We start from the raw sequence: 15,739 nt of genomic DNA on the forward strand, positions 1-15,739 counted from the left end.
TTTAGGAAACCGTCGAGATGAGCGAATACTCCCTTTTCACCTCCGAGTCCGTGTCTGAAGGGCATCCGGATAAAATCGCTGACCAGATTTCCGATGCGGTGCTGGACGCCATCATTACCCAGGACAAGCACGCCCGCGTAGCGGTCGAGACCCTGGTCAAGACTGGCGTGGCCATTGTTGCCGGCGAAGTCACCACCAGTGCCTGGGTCGACCTGGAACAGATCGTTCGCGATGTGATCTGCGATATCGGCTACACCAGCTCCGACGTCGGCTTCGACGGTGCTACCTGCGGCGTGATGAACATCATTGGCAAGCAGTCCCCCGACATCAACCAGGGCGTCGACCGCGCCAAGCCGGAAGATCAGGGCGCTGGCGACCAGGGCCTGATGTTCGGCTACGCCAGCAACGAAACCGAGGTGCTGATGCCAGCGCCGATCACCTTCTCGCACCAACTGGTCCAGCGCCAGGCCGAAGCCCGCAAATCGGGCCTGCTGCCTTGGCTGCGCCCGGACGCCAAATCCCAGGTCACCTGCCGCTACGAAGGCGGCAAGGTGGTCGGTATCGATGCCGTGGTGCTGTCGACCCAGCACAACCCCGAGGTGTCCTACAACGACCTGCGCGAAGGCGTGATGGAGCTGATCGTCAAGCACGTGCTGCCTGCCGAGTTGCTGAGCAAGGACACCCAGTTCCACATCAACCCGACCGGCCAGTTCATCATCGGTGGCCCGGTGGGTGACTGCGGCCTGACCGGCCGCAAGATCATCGTCGACAGCTACGGCGGCATGGCCCGCCACGGCGGTGGCGCGTTCTCCGGCAAGGATCCATCCAAGGTCGACCGTTCCGCCGCTTACGCCGGTCGCTACGTGGCCAAGAACATCGTTGCCGCCGGCCTGGCCGAGCGCTGCGAGATCCAGGTGTCCTACGCCATCGGCGTGGCCCAACCGACCTCGATCTCGCTGAACACTTTCGGCACCGGCAAGATCAGCGACGACAAGATCATCAAGCTGGTACGCGAAGTGTTCGACCTGCGCCCCTACGCAATCACCACCATGCTCGACCTGCTGCACCCGATGTACCAGGAAACCGCCGCCTACGGTCACTTCGGCCGGGCTCCGCAAACCAAGACCGTGGGTGACGACACCTTCACCACCTTCACTTGGGAAAAGACCGACCGCGCCGACACCCTGCGCGCCGCTGCCGGCCTGTAAGCTTCACCTGGCAACATCCAAAGCCCCGCCCGGCTCGCCCGGCGGGGCTTTTTTGTCGCCTGAGGTTTCTAGCTCATCCCGCAAACCGCTGCAGGTACGGGGGCGAGCGAGCAAGGGCACAGGTGTTCCCTGACGGGGAAACACCTCGCAACCACCTTCGTCCTGGCCTTCAGCCAATCCCCTCTAGCCTTTAGCGCATGACCCACAGAGCAAGGATGCTCCCCATGCTGCCAAGAGCCGTTGTGCTGCTGAGCCTCACTCCATTCTTCGCCCAGGCCGCCTGCCCCGACTGGCCGGCTCCCCGTGCCACCGATGAAATCACCGCCCTGCAGCAGCAACTGCAGCGCTGGGATAGCAGCTATTACCGTGACGGCCGGTCACTGGTGGCGGATGAGCTCTACGATCAGGCCCGCCAGCGCCTGCTCACCTGGCGCCAGTGCTTCCCCCAGGCTCCCCGGGCAATGGACCAGCCCCTGCTCGGCGCCGGGGGCAGCATCCGCCACCCCATCCCCCACACAGGGGTGGAAAAACTCGCCGATGCCAATGCCGTGACGGGGTGGCTCAAGGGCCGCGATGATATCTGGGCACAACCCAAGGTCGACGGCGTAGCGGTGACCCTGATCTACCACCGGGGGCAGTTCCAGCAAGCACTCAGCCGTGGCGACGGCGTGCATGGCCATGACTGGACCCGTGCAGCCTGGCAAATCGAGGCCATACCCAAACGACTGCCACGGCCCGTCGACCTGTTGCTGCAAGGAGAGCTCTATCTGCGCCTGGAGCAGCATGTCCAGGCTCGCTCCGGCAGCCTCAAGGCGCGCAACCGGGTGGCAGGCTGGATGGCGCGCAAACAGCTGACGGCGGCGGAGGCGGCGCAGATCGGGCTATTTGTCTGGGACTGGCCCCAGGGCCCGGCTACGTTGAGCGAACGCCTGGAACAACTGGCAGACCTTGGCTTTGCCGAACCCCGCGAGTACAGCCGGCCCGTAGGCGGCTTCGCCGAGGCACAACAGTGGCGGGCCCGCTGGTATCGCTCGCCACTGCCCTTTGCCAGTGACGGCATCATCCTGCGGCAAAGCCGGCGTCCCGCCGCCGAACGCTGGCAGGCCAGGGCCCCATACTGGATTGCCGCCTGGAAGTACCCCTACGCCCAGGTGCTGGCCAGCGTTCGTCAAGTCGATTTTCGTATCGGCCGCACGGGGCGCATCATGCCCCTGCTGGAGATCGAGCCGGTGACCCTGGACGATCGGCAGATCCGCCGTGTCAGTCTCGGCTCACTGCAACGCTGGCGATCCCTGGATATCGTTCCCGGCGATCAGGTAGCCATCAGTCTCGCCGGGTTGAGCATCCCGCGCCTGGATGAAGTGGTACTCAGAAGCACCCTGCGCCAGAGCATCCAGCCCCCGCGAGAAGCCGACTTTCACTTCCTGAGTTGCTGGCAGCCATCACCCGGCTGCGAGGAACAATTCCTGGCCCGACTGACCTGGCTCAGCAGCAAACAAGGCCTGAACCTGCAGAATATCGGCAGCCGGACCTGGGCCCGGCTGGTTGAAACAGGCCGTATCAAAGGCCTGCTGGATTGGCTGACCCTGGATCAGGCAGAGCTTGCTAACATTGCCGGCTTTGGTGATCGCAGCAGCAAGCGTTTGCTCGAGAGCCTGCACAGCGCCAGGCAACAGCCCTTCCCTCGCTGGCTCAAAGCCCTCGGCATCCCGCCCAGTGGCTCGGCCGACCTGAGCGGGCCATGGCAGGCCCTGGCCATGAAAAGCAGCCTGGACTGGCAGAATGAAGCCGGTATCGGAGCGGAGCGGGCCGCACAACTGGTGGCGTTTTTTCGCGCTCCAGAGGTCCTGGCCTTGCAAGGCGTCCTGAACAGCGCCGGTATCGAAGGTTTTTAGCCCGATGGCACGTGGAACCACCCAAGCCGGAATACGCTCCAACAGCCCATTCCCGGTACAACAGTCAGTATTTTTATTGGTTATTTCTTGATCTTTTTCACCTGGAGCCTTCAATGAAACTTTTTCCATCGCTCGCCACCCTGACCCTCTGCAGCCTGATGAGCGCGCCACTGCTGGCCGCCGAGCAGGCCCCCGAGTTGACCGGCTGCGCCGCCAAGCGCCAGGCCATCATGAACCAGATCGAACAGGCCAAGGCCCACGGCAACAGCAATCAGCAGGCCGGCCTGGAGCGCGCCCTGAGCGAAGTGACCGCCCACTGCACCGACGCCTCGCTGAAGAAAGAGCGGGAAAACAAAGTGCTTGAGGCCAAGCATGAGGTCAGCCGTCGCCAGGCCGACCTGGAAAAAGCCATGAAGAAAGGTGACTCGGAGAAGATCAACAAGCGCAAGGACAAGCTTGCCGAGTCCCGCAAGGAACTGCAGCAAGCCCTGGACGAACTGGACAAGTAAGCAACCTGATGCCGCAGCCCTGCTCAGCAGAGCCGCCAATCAGTGATTGCGGAACTCTTTGTGGCAGGCGCTGCAAGCATCCTCGACCTTCTGCACCGCCGGCCCCAGATTGCTGGCCTTGTAGGGCTGGACCTGGCTGATCGTCACCAGCTCACCGGTGGCGGCTTCCAGGGTGCGGGCCAACTCCTGGAAACGCGCCTGCTTGCGCCAGACGTCATCGGTGGCGCTGCTGTGATCCTCCTCCTTGACCTCGGGGAAGTGCTTCCACGGCTCATGGGACAGGCTGTCGAGTTTCACCGCGCCTTCGGCAAAGCGCGCGCCGTCGAAAGGAATCCGCCCACGCAGCATGCCCCCCAGGTCCTCGCCGGTCTTAAGCATCTGCTTGAAGATCGCCTTGCGCTGGCCCAGGGGAGAATTGGGATCGACACCGCCACAGGCGGAAAGCGTCAGGCAGGCCAGCAATACAACAGAAAGTCTTTTTAGCGTCATGGTGGCTTCAGGTCTGGTCACGGAAACGGCGGCCAGTATCCTCGCCTCCCCGGCAAAGACCAATAGCCCTATTAATAATATGGGTTGTCCCCCATCACCAATGCGGCGGGCAGCCTCTCAAGGAAATACAGCATGAACCCGAGCCCGCTCCGCTGGCCTCGCCATCTGCTCTGGGCCCTGCCGGCCCTGGCGCTGCTCGCTGGCTGCAACGGCGGCGACAATACCAAGCCAGCCCCCACCCACGCCCTGGCCACCTACAACAGCGCCACCTGGGACGCCCTGCCCAGCGTCGCCGACAACGACCTGCTGGCCGGTTTCGGCTCCTGGCGCAGCGCCTGCACCCGCCTCAAGGCCGACCCGGTGTGGGGCGCCACCTGCGCCGCAGCCGCGACGGTGCCACAAACCCCCGAGGCCATCCGCGGCTTTCTCAAGGAGCACCTGCAGGTCTACGGCCTGCGCTCGGGCAACGGCAGCAGTACCGGCCTGATCACCGGCTACTACGAGCCGGTCTATCCCGGCAGCCTGACCCAGACCCAGGTGGCCAATGTGCCGGTATACGGCGTGCCGGAGGACATGATCATCGTCGCCCTGGACAGCCTCTACCCGGAGCTCAAGGGCAAGCGCCTGCGTGGCCGGCTCGAAGGCCGGGTACTCAAGCCCTATGACGATGCGGCGACCATCGAAAGCAAGGGAACCAAGGCCCCGGTGATTGCCTGGCTGACCGACCCCATGGACCTGCAATTCCTGCAGATCCAGGGTTCCGGGCGAATCCAGCTGGATGACGGACGCCAATTGCGGATCGGCTATGCCGACCAGAACGGCCACCCCTACCGTCCCATCGGCCGCTGGCTGGTGGATCAGGGCGAGCTGAAGAAAGAGGACGTGACCATGGGCACCATTGCCGCCTGGGCCAAGGCCCACCCGGCGCGGATTCCCGAGCTGCTGGGCAGCAACCCCAGCTACGTGTTCTTCAACCGCAACCCGGATAGCAATGAAGGCCCGCGGGGCTCGTTGAACGTACCGCTGACGTCAGGCTATAGCGTGGCCGTGGACCGCAAGGTGATCCCGCTGGGCAGCCTGCTGTGGTTGTCCACCACCCGCCCGGATGGCAGCAGCCTGGTACGGCCGGTAGCCGCCCAGGACACGGGCGGCGCAATCACCGGTGAGGTGCGCGCCGATCTGTTCTGGGGCACGGGAGATGCCGCGGGGCAACTGGCCGGAGACATGAAGCAGCAGGGCCAGATCTGGATGCTCTGGCCCAAGGGCGTAGCGCTGCCCAAGGTGCCGGAAGTGCCCGACGCTCCTTGAGCCCCTGCGGGAGCCGGCTTGCCGGCTCCCGCAAAAGGGTGTCTCAGACTGAAACGAAGAAGAAACTGGCGATCAGGCCCATGCCCACGAACCACACCAGGGACCGCAGGATCGCCCAGTCCGCCAGGTAGCAGATCATGTACAGCAGGCGGCTGGTGATAAACAGCACCGCCAGCACGTTGATCGTCACCAGCTCGGCGTTACCTGCTACATGGGCGATGATCACCGCCGCAGCGAATGCCGGGGTCACCTCGAAACCGTTGAGCTGCGCGTTGTGGGCACGCTTGGGCAAACCCTCCAGAGTACTCAGGAACGCCCGTGGGTCATGGTTGTAGCGAAGCCCGTATTTGCCGGCGCCCTTGGCGATGGCAGTACAGAGATAGGGCAGGATGATTGCAATCAACACACACCAGAAAGCGACAGTCATGGAGCAAATCCTTTTTTAGAGTTTTTAGGGAGCCTTCAGAACTTCATCACCAACATGCCAATCAGCACCAGTCCACAGGCTAAGAGCCGTGGCCGGCCGAAAGGTTCTTTCAGGTAGCGCATGCCGAACAGCACCACCAGGATCACACTGATTTCACGCAACGCAGCCGCTTCGGCGATCGATCCCAGTTGCATGGCCCAAAGCACCAGAGCGTAGCTGAACAACACGCAAAACCCGACGCTCAGCCCCAGGCGCCACTGCTCGCGCCAGAACAGGGCAAAGGCCGGGCGCTTCCAGAGCACCGCCACCAGCGGAAAGGGCCAGGCGCTGAGCAGCGTGACCCAGGTCAGATAATCCAGCGGGTGCGACCAGCGGCGCAACGCCTGGCCGTCAATATAGGTGTAGCAACCGATGCACAGGCCGATCAGCGCCACCACCGGCAGCATCGACCAGGGCAACCGCGCCCCACCGCCGCCCTGCCAGAGCAGGCAGAGCATGCCGAAGGGAATCAGCAGAATGCCTAGGACCTGCTGAGTGCTCAGCGCCTCGCCGGCGAAGACCAGGGTCAACGCCAGCACCACCAATGGCGAAAGCCCGCGCATCAACGGGTACACCAGCCCGAGATCCCCCACGCGATAGGCCTGGATCAGCAGATAGCGATACAAGAGCTCGAATGCCGCCGAGGCGATGATCCAGGGCCAGATCTCCAGTGGTGGGGATTCGAGAAAAAACAGCATGATGGCCACGAACAGCAGGGCCACGGTGTCCATGCAGGCCACCACCAGCAAGCGCTCGCCACTGAACTTGATCAGGGTGTTCCAGGCTGCGTGCAACAACGCTGCCACCAGAACCAGACTTGTCGCCAGCACCTTGCACTCCCTGGTTGCCTGAAAAAGCCGGATACCGCACATCCGGGCAGAAGCCGGGAATCCTCGCATGCCTGCGGCCTTGCTTGCACGGGCTACCGGCGCATTTGGCAGTGCCAGCAGCCAATTCGGCAACATGGGCATGTTCGAGGTACTTTTCCCCAAGTGCCTGCAACGTCGGGTCGAGGCTGTGGTCAATGGCTGCGGTCAGGCGACGATGGCGAAAACTGTGTCCCTCGCCGACGCCGGTACATCAAACCCTTAGCCTGAAAGCATTCAGGTCGCTTTTTCTGTAATCATCCAAAGGAGTCCGGATGCTTGAACTTGTCGCTGCCTTTATCTGCCTGACGACGCTGCTCACCTACGTCAACTTCCGCTTTATCGGCTTGCCACCGACCATCGGCGTGATGGTCACCGCCCTGCTGTTCTCGCTGCTGCTGCAAGGCCTGAGCTACCTGGGCTACCCCGGCCTGGAAGAACATGTGGAAGAATTGATTGGCAAGATCGACTTCGGCGATCTGCTGATGAACTGGATGCTGTCGTTCCTGCTGTTCGCCGGCGCCCTGCACGTCAACCTCAACGACCTGCGCAGCTACCGCTGGCCCATCGGCCTGCTGGCCACGGTCGGCGTGCTGATCGCCACCTTCGTCATCGGCAGCCTGGCCTACTGGATCTTCGGCCTGTTCGGCTGGCACGTGAGCTTTCTCTACTGCCTGCTGTTCGGCGCGCTGATTTCCCCCACCGACCCGATTGCCGTGCTGGGCGTGCTGCGTACCGCCAACGCTTCCAAGCCGCTGAAGACCACCATCGTCGGCGAATCGCTGTTCAACGACGGCACCGCGGTAGTGGTGTTCACCGTACTGCTGGGCATCGCTCAACTGGGGGAAACCCCGACCGTGGCTGCCACGGCCTGGCTGTTCGTGCATGAGGCCATTGGCGGCGTGCTGTTCGGCGGGCTGATCGGCTACCTGGTGTATCTGATGATCAAGAGCATCGAGCAGCACCAGATCGAAGTGATGCTGACCCTGGCCCTGGTCATCGGCGGTTCGGCGATGGCCAGCGAGCTGCACGTCTCGGCGCCGATTGCCATGGTGGTGGCCGGCCTGATCATCGGCAACCTGGGACGCAACCTGGCGATGAACGACATGACCCGACGCTACCTGGACGGTTTCTGGGAGTTGCTCGACGACATGCTCAATGCCCTGCTGTTCGCCCTGATCGGCCTGGAGCTGTTGCTGCTGCCATTCAACTGGCTGCACCTGGCGGCCGCCAGCCTGCTGGCCGTGGCCATCGTGCTCTCTCGCGTGCTCACCGTGGCCCCGGCAATCCTCCTGTTGCGGCGCTGGCGCAGCGTGCCCCGGGGCACTATCCGCGTGCTGACCTGGGGCGGCTTGCGCGGTGGCGTCTCGGTGGCGCTGGCGCTGGCCCTGCCCCTGGGGCCGGAGCGTGACCTGGTGCTGAGCATCACCTACATCGTGGTGCTGTCGTCGATCCTGCTGCAGGGTCTGACCATCGGCAAACTGGTGCGCCATGTCACCCAGGATGCCCCGGCGGCCAAGGCCGAGGCCCACTGATCATTTTTTGATCTGCCGCGGATCGGGCGCCGCTGCCCGGTCCGCGTTCCTGTTCGGCTTGCCACTTTCACTGCGCACCTGGGCATGGCTAATCAGGGCGAAGATGAAACTGCCTCCAATGATGTTCCCGGCCAGGGTCGGCCCGGCGAACACCATCCAGAAATCCCGCCACGGCAACTCGCCGGCAAATACCAGGTAGGACACTTCCGCCGAGCCCACCACGATGTGAGTGAAATCCCCCAGCGCCATCAGATAGGTGATCAGGATGATGATCCACAGCTTGGCGCTCTCCATGGACGGGATCATCCAGACCATGGTGGCGATCATCCAGCCGGAGATGATGCCCTTGGCGAACATCTGTGCACTGTCGTTCTCCATGACCTTGCGGCCGATTTCCAGAAAGGCCTGATCGGTCTTGCCGTCGAAAATCGGCAAGTGCAGCATCACATAGGCCACCAGCAGGGTGCCGCACAGGTTGCCCACCAGCACCACGCCCCACAAGCGCAGCAAGCGCCCGAAGTTGTTCAGGCTCGGCTTGCTCATCACCGGCAGCACGGCAGTCAGGGTGTTTTCCGTAAACAGTTGCTGGCGCGCCAGAATCACCGCCAGAAAACCCGCGCAATAGCCAAAGCTGGCAATGACCTTGAAGGCCTCGCCGTCGGGCAGGCGGGAGTTGAGCAGGCCCATGCCCATCAGCGACAGGCCCATGGTCAGGCCGGCAGCCAGGGCCGACCACCAGAGGGCTGCGACACTGCGCTCCAGTTCCTGGTCGCCCTGGGTGCGGATGATTTCATGCAGGACCGCCGCGCGGGGCGGCTGGTTATGGTCGACCTCATGCTGCTCTTGAGCAGAGAGACCGGGGGTCTTGCCATCTTTTTGCGCGTCCATAAGGCTCCTGAACCAGGCGGGTCATTTAGCTACGACACGCTGGGCTCAGGGCTGTTCCTTTCTGCGCAAGGCATCAGGCGTCGGAAGCGTCATCCTTGAACTGGTCTTTGACGTATTTGATTTCGGTGCGGCCGTGAGGCGCCGGCAGGCCGTCTTCCCCCAGGTTGACGAAGACCATCTTCTCCACCGTGAGAATGGATTTGCGAGTGATCTTGTTGCGCACTTCGCACGTCAGGGTGATCGAGGTGCGACCGAATTCGGTGGCGGTGATACCCAGCTCGATGATGTCGCCCTGGCGCGAAGCACTGACGAAGTTGATTTCCGAAATGTACTTGGTCACGACTCGCTGGTTGCCCAGCTGGACAATGGCGTAGATCGCCGCTTCTTCGTCGATCCAGCGCAACAGGCTACCGCCGAACAGCGTGCCGTTGGGGTTGAGGTCTTCGGGTTTTACCCACTTGCGGGTGTGGAAATTCATATGCACTCCTGACCGTCCTGCCAATTGATGCCCGGCATAATGGCAGACCGGGCAGTCATGCTCTATGCAACATCGACTATGGTCGCGATTAACGATCTTCATCCAGGTGACATAAACACTTTTGGAAGTCTGGCTCAGGCGGCTATAATCGCCACCGTTTCAAAACGGTCATCTGCACTTGGTACCGTTTTCCCGCCACCTGTCCGAGGGGCGCTGCAGCAGGCATGACCTGTCAGGCTCGGATGGGGCGTTGTTGGTACAGGGCTCCCTGTATGGACACTAAACGCACAACGGCGCCCATTCGCACACTACGAATGGAGGCTCTTGATGAGCGCTGTAAACACGCCTGCAGGTTTTACCGACTACAAAGTCGCCGACATCTCCCTGGCTGCCTGGGGTCGTCGCGAAACCATCATCGCCGAATCGGAAATGCCGGCCCTGATGGGTCTGCGCCGCAAGTACCTGGCTGAACAGCCACTCAAGGGCGCCAAGATCCTCGGCTGCATCCACATGACCATCCAGACCGCCGTGCTGATCGAAACCCTGGTTGCCCTGGGTGCCGAAGTACGCTGGTCGTCCTGCAACATTTTCTCGACTCAAGACCAGGCCGCAGCCTCCATCGCCGCTGCCGGAATTCCTGTGTTCGCCTGGAAAGGCGAGACCGAAGAAGAGTACGAGTGGTGCCTGGAGCAGACCATCCTCAAGGATGGCAAGCCTTGGGACGCCAACATGATCCTCGACGACGGCGGCGACCTGACCCAGCTGCTGCACGACAAGTACCCACAGGTACTGGACCGCGTTCACGGCGTGACCGAAGAAACCACCACCGGCGTGCACCGCCTGCTGGACATGCTGGCCAAGGGCGAGCTGAAGGTTCCTGCGATCAACGTCAACGACTCGGTGACCAAGAGCAAGAACGACAACAAGTACGGCTGCCGTCACAGCCTGAACGACGCCATCAAGCGCGGCACCGACCACCTGCTGTCCGGCAAGCAAGCGCTGGTCATCGGCTACGGTGACGTGGGCAAGGGTTCGGCCCAGTCCCTGCGTCAGGAAGGCATGATCGTCAAGGTTTCGGAAGTGGACCCGATCTGCGCCATGCAAGCCTGCATGGACGGTTTCGAGCTGGTTTCACCGTTCATCGACGGTATCAACCACGGCACCGAAGCCAGCATCGACAAAGCCCTGCTGGGCAAGATCGACCTGATCGTGACCACCACCGGTAACGTCAATGTTTGCGACGCAAACATGCTCAAGGCCCTGAAAAAGCGTGCCGTGGTCTGCAACATCGGCCACTTCGACAACGAAATCGACACCGCTTTCATGCGCAAGAACTGGGCATGGGAAGAAGTGAAGCCACAGGTGCACAAGATCCACCGCACCGGCCCTGGCGATTTCGATGCACAGAACGACGACTACCTGATCCTGCTGGCCGAAGGCCGCCTGGTGAACCTGGGCAACGCCACCGGTCACCCAAGCCGCATCATGGACGGTTCGTTCGCCAACCAGGTCCTGGCACAGATCTTCCTGTTCGGCCAGAAGTACGCCGACCTGTCGCCGGCCCAGAAAGCCGAGCGCCTGACTGTTGAAGTACTGCCGAAGAAACTCGACGAAGAAGTGGCCCTGGAAATGGTTCGCGGCTTCGGCGGCGTGGTCACTCAACTGACCAAGCAACAGGCTGAATACATCGGCGTAACCGTCGAAGGCCCGTTCAAGCCAGACGCCTACCGCTACTAAGAGCAGCTGCAGGCGGCAAGTCATCAGCGGCAAGCAAAGAGCCAAAAGCTCTGCTTGCTGCAACTGACCTGGTGCTTGTCCTAATCGCTATAGCAGTTTCAGGCAGCAGGCTGCAGGCACGAGAAACCAGCGCACCTCCGCTTTTTCTTGGCGCTTGCCGCCTGTTACTTGCAACTGGAGGTCCCCTCCATGTCCCAAGATCGTCGCTACAGCTTCGAGTTCTTCCCCACCAAGACCGATGCTGGGCATGAAAAACTGCTCGCCACTGCCCGTCAGCTGGCCGGCTACAACCCCGATTTCTTTTCCTGCACCTACGGTGCCGGCGGCTCGACCCGTGATCGCACGGTCAACACCGTGCTGCAACTGGAGAGCGAAGTTAAAGTCCCTGCGGCGCCGCACCTGTCCTGCGTCGGCGACAGCAAGGACGACCTGCGCGGCCTGCTGCAGCAGTACCAGGCAGCCGGCATCAAGCGCATTGTCGCCCTGCGTGGCGACCTGCCTTCGGGCATGGGCATGGCCAGCGGTGAACTGCGCTACGCCAATGACCTGGTGAGTTTCATCCGCGAGGAAACCGGCAGCCACTTCCATATCGAAGTCGCCGCCTACCCGGAAATGCACCCGCAAGCGCGCAACTTCGAGGAAGACCTGGTCAACTTCGTGCGCAAGGCCAATGCCGGTGCCGACAGTGCGATCACCCAGTACTTCTTCAACGCCGACAGCTACTTCTACTTCGTCGAGCGCGTGCAGAAGATGGGCGTGAACATCCCGATCGTGCCGGGCATCATGCCCATCACCAACTACAGCAAGCTGGCGCGCTTCTCCGACGCCTGCGGCGCAGAGATTCCGCGCTGGATCCGCAAGCAGCTGGAAGCCTATGGCGATGACAGCGCCAGCATCCAGGCCTTCGGTGAACAGGTAATCAGTGACATGTGCGAACGCCTGCTCCAGGGCGGCGCACCCGGGCTGCACTTCTATACCTTGAACCAGGCCGACCCGAGCCTGGCGATCTGGAACAACCTCCAGCTGCCACGCTGACAGGCTGCGACCCAAGCTCCGGGCCCTGGTGAAAACCGGGGCCTTTTTGTTTGCAGCAGCCTTGAGCTAGAGCGTCCGGAACTGCCTCTAGCAATTGCATGATCTCTCGTCGTAATCTCCAGCAATGTCCGTCATAGCCCGGTTGCTGACCGCCCTTCTCTGCACTTGCCTGAGCCTTGCCGCCCATGGCGAGAAGCTGCGTATTGTCACCGAACCCTGGGCGCCCTACGTCTATGAGGAAAATGGCACGGCCAAGGGCCTGGACTACGAAACCACGGCCATTGTCTTCCAGCGCCTGGGCATAGAGGTGCAGTGGCAGTTCCTGCCCTGGAAACGCTGCCTGGCGATGCTGGAAACCGGCCAGGCCGATGGCGCCCTGGACATCTTCCACAGCGACCAGCGCGACGGCACCCTGCTCTACCCCAACGAACCGCTCTCGGACGTGGAGTTCGTGATGTTCTATGCCAACCAGCGCCCACACCCGTTCAAGCGCCTGAACGAACTCAAGGGCCTGACCATCGGCACTTCCCCCGGCTATCTGTACAGCGACGATTTCAGCAACTCGACCCTGTTCAACCGCGAATCGGCCCCCACCCACGAAGCCAATTTCGGCAAGTTGCTACTGGGGCGGATCGACCTGCTGATTACCGACAAACGGGTCGGCCAGCACCTGCTGGACAGCCTGGGGCTGCGTGACCAGGTCAGCCAGAACCCCACTGTCATCAGCCGCCAGAGCCAGTACCTGGCGGTGCGCCGCAATGCCGGCATGGACCTGCTGGTACAGCGCTTCGGCGCCGAACTGAAGCGCTTCAAGCGCGAACCGGCCTATGCCCAACTGAGCGCCAAGTACGGTGCTGAACCTGCTCTGCCGCCAGTCAGGTCTTCATCAACCCGCGAGTCAGAAAAAACCGTTGAGCAGCAGGAAAGCAGCGCACACTGATTGCTCTGTTATACTCCGGCCTCCCGCCAGGCTCACGCCCGGACGCTGGACCCTGTTCAAGGCCTCTCCACCCCGCTACGGCGCAGCCAACCGGCCCGCGCGAGCCGTCGGTGAATGACCCTTCAGGCCAGCAGGACCGGACGGGATTGCGTCCTCTTAAACGCCATTCACGCCCGGCAAGATTATCCCTTTGGGCCAAGCCCTCACTAAAACAGGATTACTCATGTCCTTTGCTTCCCTCGGTCTCTCCGAGGCTTTAGTCGGCGCCATCGAAGCCGCCGGCTACACCCAGCCTACTCCGGTGCAACAGCGGGCCATTCCCGCCGTGTTGCAAGGTCGCGATCTGATGGTCGCGGCACAGACAGGTACTGGTAAAACCGGCGGTTTCGCCCTTCCGATCCTGGAACGGTTGTTTCCCAACGGTCATCCGGACAAATCCCAGCGTCATGGCCCGCGCCAACCCCGCGTACTGGTCCTGACCCCCACTCGCGAGCTGGCCGCGCAAGTGCATGACAGCTTCAAGCTGTACGCCCGCGACCTGAAGTTCGTCAGCGCCTGCATCTTCGGCGGCGTCGGCATGAACCCGCAAGTTCAGGCCATGGCCCGTGGCGTCGATGTGCTGGTGGCGTGCCCCGGCCGTCTGCTGGACCTGGCTGGCCAGGGCAGCGTCGACCTGTCCCACGTGGAAATCCTGGTTCTCGACGAAGCCGACCGCATGCTCGACATGGGCTTCGTCCATGACGTCAAGAAAGTCCTCGCCCGCCTGCCGGCCAAGCGCCAGAACCTGCTGTTCTCCGCGACCTTCTCCAAGGACATCACGGACCTGGCCGGCAAGCTGCTGCACAACCCCGAGCGCATCGAAGTGACCCCGCCGAATACCACGGTGGAGCGTATCGAGCAGCGGGTCTTCCGCCTGCCGGCCAGCCACAAGCGTGCCCTCCTGGCGCACCTGATCACCGCTGGCGCCTGGGAACAGGTCCTGGTGTTCACCCGGACCAAGCACGGCGCCAACCGCCTGGCCGAGTACCTGGACAAGCACGGCCTGAGCGCTGTGGCGATCCACGGCAACAAGAGCCAGAACGCCCGTACCAAAGCCCTGGCCGACTTCAAGGCCGGCGAAGTGCGGATCCTGGTCGCCACCGATATCGCCGCCCGCGGCCTGGATATCGACCAACTGCCTCACGTGGTCAACTTCGAACTGCCTAACGTCGACGAAGACTACGTGCACCGTATTGGCCGTACCGGCCGTGCCGGTCGCTCCGGCGAAGCCATCTCCCTGGTGGCTCCGGACGAAGAGAAACTGCTGAAAAGCATCGAGCGCATGACCAAGCAGAAGATCGCCGACGGTGATCTGATGGGCTTCGATGCCAGCGCCGTGGAAGCCGAGAAGCCGGAAGTGCGCGAGCGTCCGGACGTGCGCAACCCGCGCAATCCCCGTGGCCCACGCGGCGATGGCCCGAACGGCGGTGGCGGTGGTGGCGGTCGCAAGGACAAGGGCAAGGACAAGGGCGGCAAGGAAAAACCCGCCCGTGGCGAACGCCCGGCTCGCGAGCAGAAGCCTCGTGAAGGCACCCCGGCCCGCGAACAGCGTCAACCGACGCCCCGTGCCGATCGCGCACCGGACGAGTTCCTCGACGACGACGTGGACAACTTCGGTAACCGCGCTGACTACGTCAGCCCATACCAGAACAAGAACAACCAGGGCCGCGGCCGCCGTCCAGGGGCTCCAGCCCAGGGTGCGGGCGCTGGCAATCCGCCACGCGGCGGTGCCGGTGGTGGCCAGGGTCGCTCCGGCAACCCGCGCAACAGCAACGGCAGCACCACCGGCACCGCGCCGGCCAAGCGCAGTGGCGGCCCGCGCAACGGCGCCCCTCGTGACAGCCAGGGCCGTCGCGACGAGCCACGCAATCGCCGCCCGAACCGTGACGATCAGCCACGCCAGGAACCAGCCGTGCAGAATCCTCGGGGCAACCAGCCGAAGATCATGCACAAGGAATCCAAGGCCGATCGTTTCCCGACGCCTGAGCAGCTGGATCAGTTGCCAAGCCGTCCACGGGGCGAAAAGCCGGCGCTGCTGACCCGCAACCGCTGAGCCTCGCGCTGAAATGAAAAACGCCCCTGGCCGCAAGGCCCGGGGCGTTTTTCATGGTGGCTGGTCGAGGGCGTTTCCGTAGCCGCTGCCGCTGGCTGCAAACGACGGGGAACCCGGCGCCAGGACCTGACCGGTTTACGCGTTTCATGACGGGCAATAAAAAACGCCCCCGGTTTATGGTCGGGGGCGTTTTTTTGCCTTCGCAGGTTGCGATCAGTCCTATAAGGGCTGTGCGAGGGAGATCGCGAAGGCCCTGCGGGCCTTGTCGCAGCCTGCGGCAGCGGCTACAGACG

14 protein-coding genes and 1 riboswitch are annotated in these 15,739 nt (G+C 62.7%); of the genes, 9 read left to right on the plus strand and 5 right to left on the minus strand.

Annotation, left to right across the window (positions count from 1 at the left end):
• Window positions 1-17 precede the first annotated feature (17 nt).
• The 3 genes from metK (at window position 18) to AC1RL5_RS10820 (ending at window position 3,612) form a co-directional block, all read left to right on the plus strand.
• Window positions 18-1,208 carry a methionine adenosyltransferase gene (gene metK / locus AC1RL5_RS10810; protein WP_047289677.1) on the plus strand — a complete coding sequence of 397 codons (1,191 nt, stop codon included), beginning with the start codon at window positions 18-20 and terminating at the stop codon, window positions 1,206-1,208.
• A gap of 224 nt (window positions 1,209-1,432) precedes the next feature.
• A complete protein-coding gene (gene ligB / locus AC1RL5_RS10815) occupies window positions 1,433-3,103 on the plus strand; it encodes an NAD-dependent DNA ligase LigB (RefSeq protein WP_492589356.1) in 1,671 nt (556 codons plus the stop codon).
• A gap of 113 nt (window positions 3,104-3,216) precedes the next feature.
• Window positions 3,217-3,612, plus strand: coding sequence for a DUF1090 domain-containing protein (locus tag AC1RL5_RS10820; RefSeq protein ID WP_011063964.1), 396 nt, complete (start codon window positions 3,217-3,219; stop codon window positions 3,610-3,612).
• Between the two features lie 39 nt (window positions 3,613-3,651).
• Here the strand turns inward: AC1RL5_RS10820 and AC1RL5_RS10825 are convergent, their stop codons facing one another.
• Window positions 3,652-4,101 carry a c-type cytochrome gene (locus AC1RL5_RS10825; RefSeq protein ID WP_011063965.1) on the minus strand — a complete coding sequence of 150 codons (450 nt, stop codon included), beginning with the start codon at window positions 4,099-4,101 and terminating at the stop codon, window positions 3,652-3,654.
• 132 nt (window positions 4,102-4,233) lie between these two features.
• On the opposite strand from AC1RL5_RS10825, the gene mltA reads away from it, so the two are divergent.
• Entirely contained in the window at window positions 4,234-5,409 is a 1,176-nt protein-coding gene (gene mltA, locus AC1RL5_RS10830; RefSeq protein ID WP_072451786.1) for a murein transglycosylase A, read from the plus strand.
• A gap of 43 nt (window positions 5,410-5,452) precedes the next feature.
• On the opposite strand, the gene AC1RL5_RS10835 is transcribed toward mltA, so the two are convergent.
• Window positions 5,453-5,836, minus strand: a complete 384-nt coding sequence (locus AC1RL5_RS10835; protein ID WP_011063967.1) for an MAPEG family protein — start codon at window positions 5,834-5,836, stop codon at window positions 5,453-5,455.
• 35 nt (window positions 5,837-5,871) lie between these two features.
• Window positions 5,872-6,705: an EamA family transporter gene (locus AC1RL5_RS10840; RefSeq protein ID WP_492589355.1), complete on the minus strand. Its 834-nt coding sequence runs from the start codon at window positions 6,703-6,705 to the stop codon at window positions 5,872-5,874.
• A 311-nt stretch (window positions 6,706-7,016) separates the two neighbouring features.
• Between AC1RL5_RS10840 and AC1RL5_RS10845 the strand changes: the two genes are divergently transcribed.
• Window positions 7,017-8,276, plus strand: a complete 1,260-nt coding sequence (locus AC1RL5_RS10845; protein WP_011063969.1) for a cation:proton antiporter — start codon at window positions 7,017-7,019, stop codon at window positions 8,274-8,276.
• Here AC1RL5_RS10845 and AC1RL5_RS10850 read toward each other — a convergent pair whose 3' ends face one another.
• Window positions 8,277-9,164 carry a formate/nitrite transporter family protein gene (locus AC1RL5_RS10850; RefSeq protein ID WP_072451788.1) on the minus strand — a complete coding sequence of 296 codons (888 nt, stop codon included), beginning with the start codon at window positions 9,162-9,164 and terminating at the stop codon, window positions 8,277-8,279. It lies immediately after the preceding gene.
• Window positions 9,165-9,237: 73 nt separating this feature from the next.
• Entirely contained in the window at window positions 9,238-9,642 is a 405-nt protein-coding gene (locus AC1RL5_RS10855) for an acyl-CoA thioesterase (protein WP_011063971.1), read from the minus strand.
• 199 nt (window positions 9,643-9,841) lie between these two features.
• Window positions 9,842-9,948: riboswitch (S-adenosyl-L-homocysteine riboswitch) on the plus strand.
• Window positions 9,949-9,969: 21 nt separating this feature from the next.
• Here AC1RL5_RS10855 and ahcY point away from each other — a divergent pair.
• The 4 genes from ahcY to rhlE2 all read left to right on the plus strand — a co-directional run bounded on the left by ahcY (window position 9,970) and on the right by rhlE2 (window position 15,446).
• The gene (gene ahcY, locus AC1RL5_RS10860) at window positions 9,970-11,379 is read left to right on the plus strand and encodes an adenosylhomocysteinase (protein ID WP_011063972.1); all 1,410 of its coding nucleotides are present in this window, start codon (window positions 9,970-9,972) and stop codon (window positions 11,377-11,379) included.
• A gap of 189 nt (window positions 11,380-11,568) precedes the next feature.
• Window positions 11,569-12,414 carry a methylenetetrahydrofolate reductase [NAD(P)H] gene (gene metF, locus AC1RL5_RS10865; RefSeq protein WP_053154324.1) on the plus strand — a complete coding sequence of 282 codons (846 nt, stop codon included), beginning with the start codon at window positions 11,569-11,571 and terminating at the stop codon, window positions 12,412-12,414.
• 124 nt (window positions 12,415-12,538) lie between these two features.
• Entirely contained in the window at window positions 12,539-13,354 is an 816-nt protein-coding gene (locus AC1RL5_RS10870) for a substrate-binding periplasmic protein (protein ID WP_093405293.1), read from the plus strand.
• 223 nt (window positions 13,355-13,577) lie between these two features.
• Window positions 13,578-15,446 carry an RNA helicase RhlE2 gene (rhlE2, locus tag AC1RL5_RS10875; protein ID WP_011063975.1) on the plus strand — a complete coding sequence of 623 codons (1,869 nt, stop codon included), beginning with the start codon at window positions 13,578-13,580 and terminating at the stop codon, window positions 15,444-15,446.
• The last annotated feature ends 293 nt before the right edge of the window (window positions 15,447-15,739 follow it).

This window comes from Pseudomonas sp. GW822-FHT06D10, from assembly GCF_058799535.1.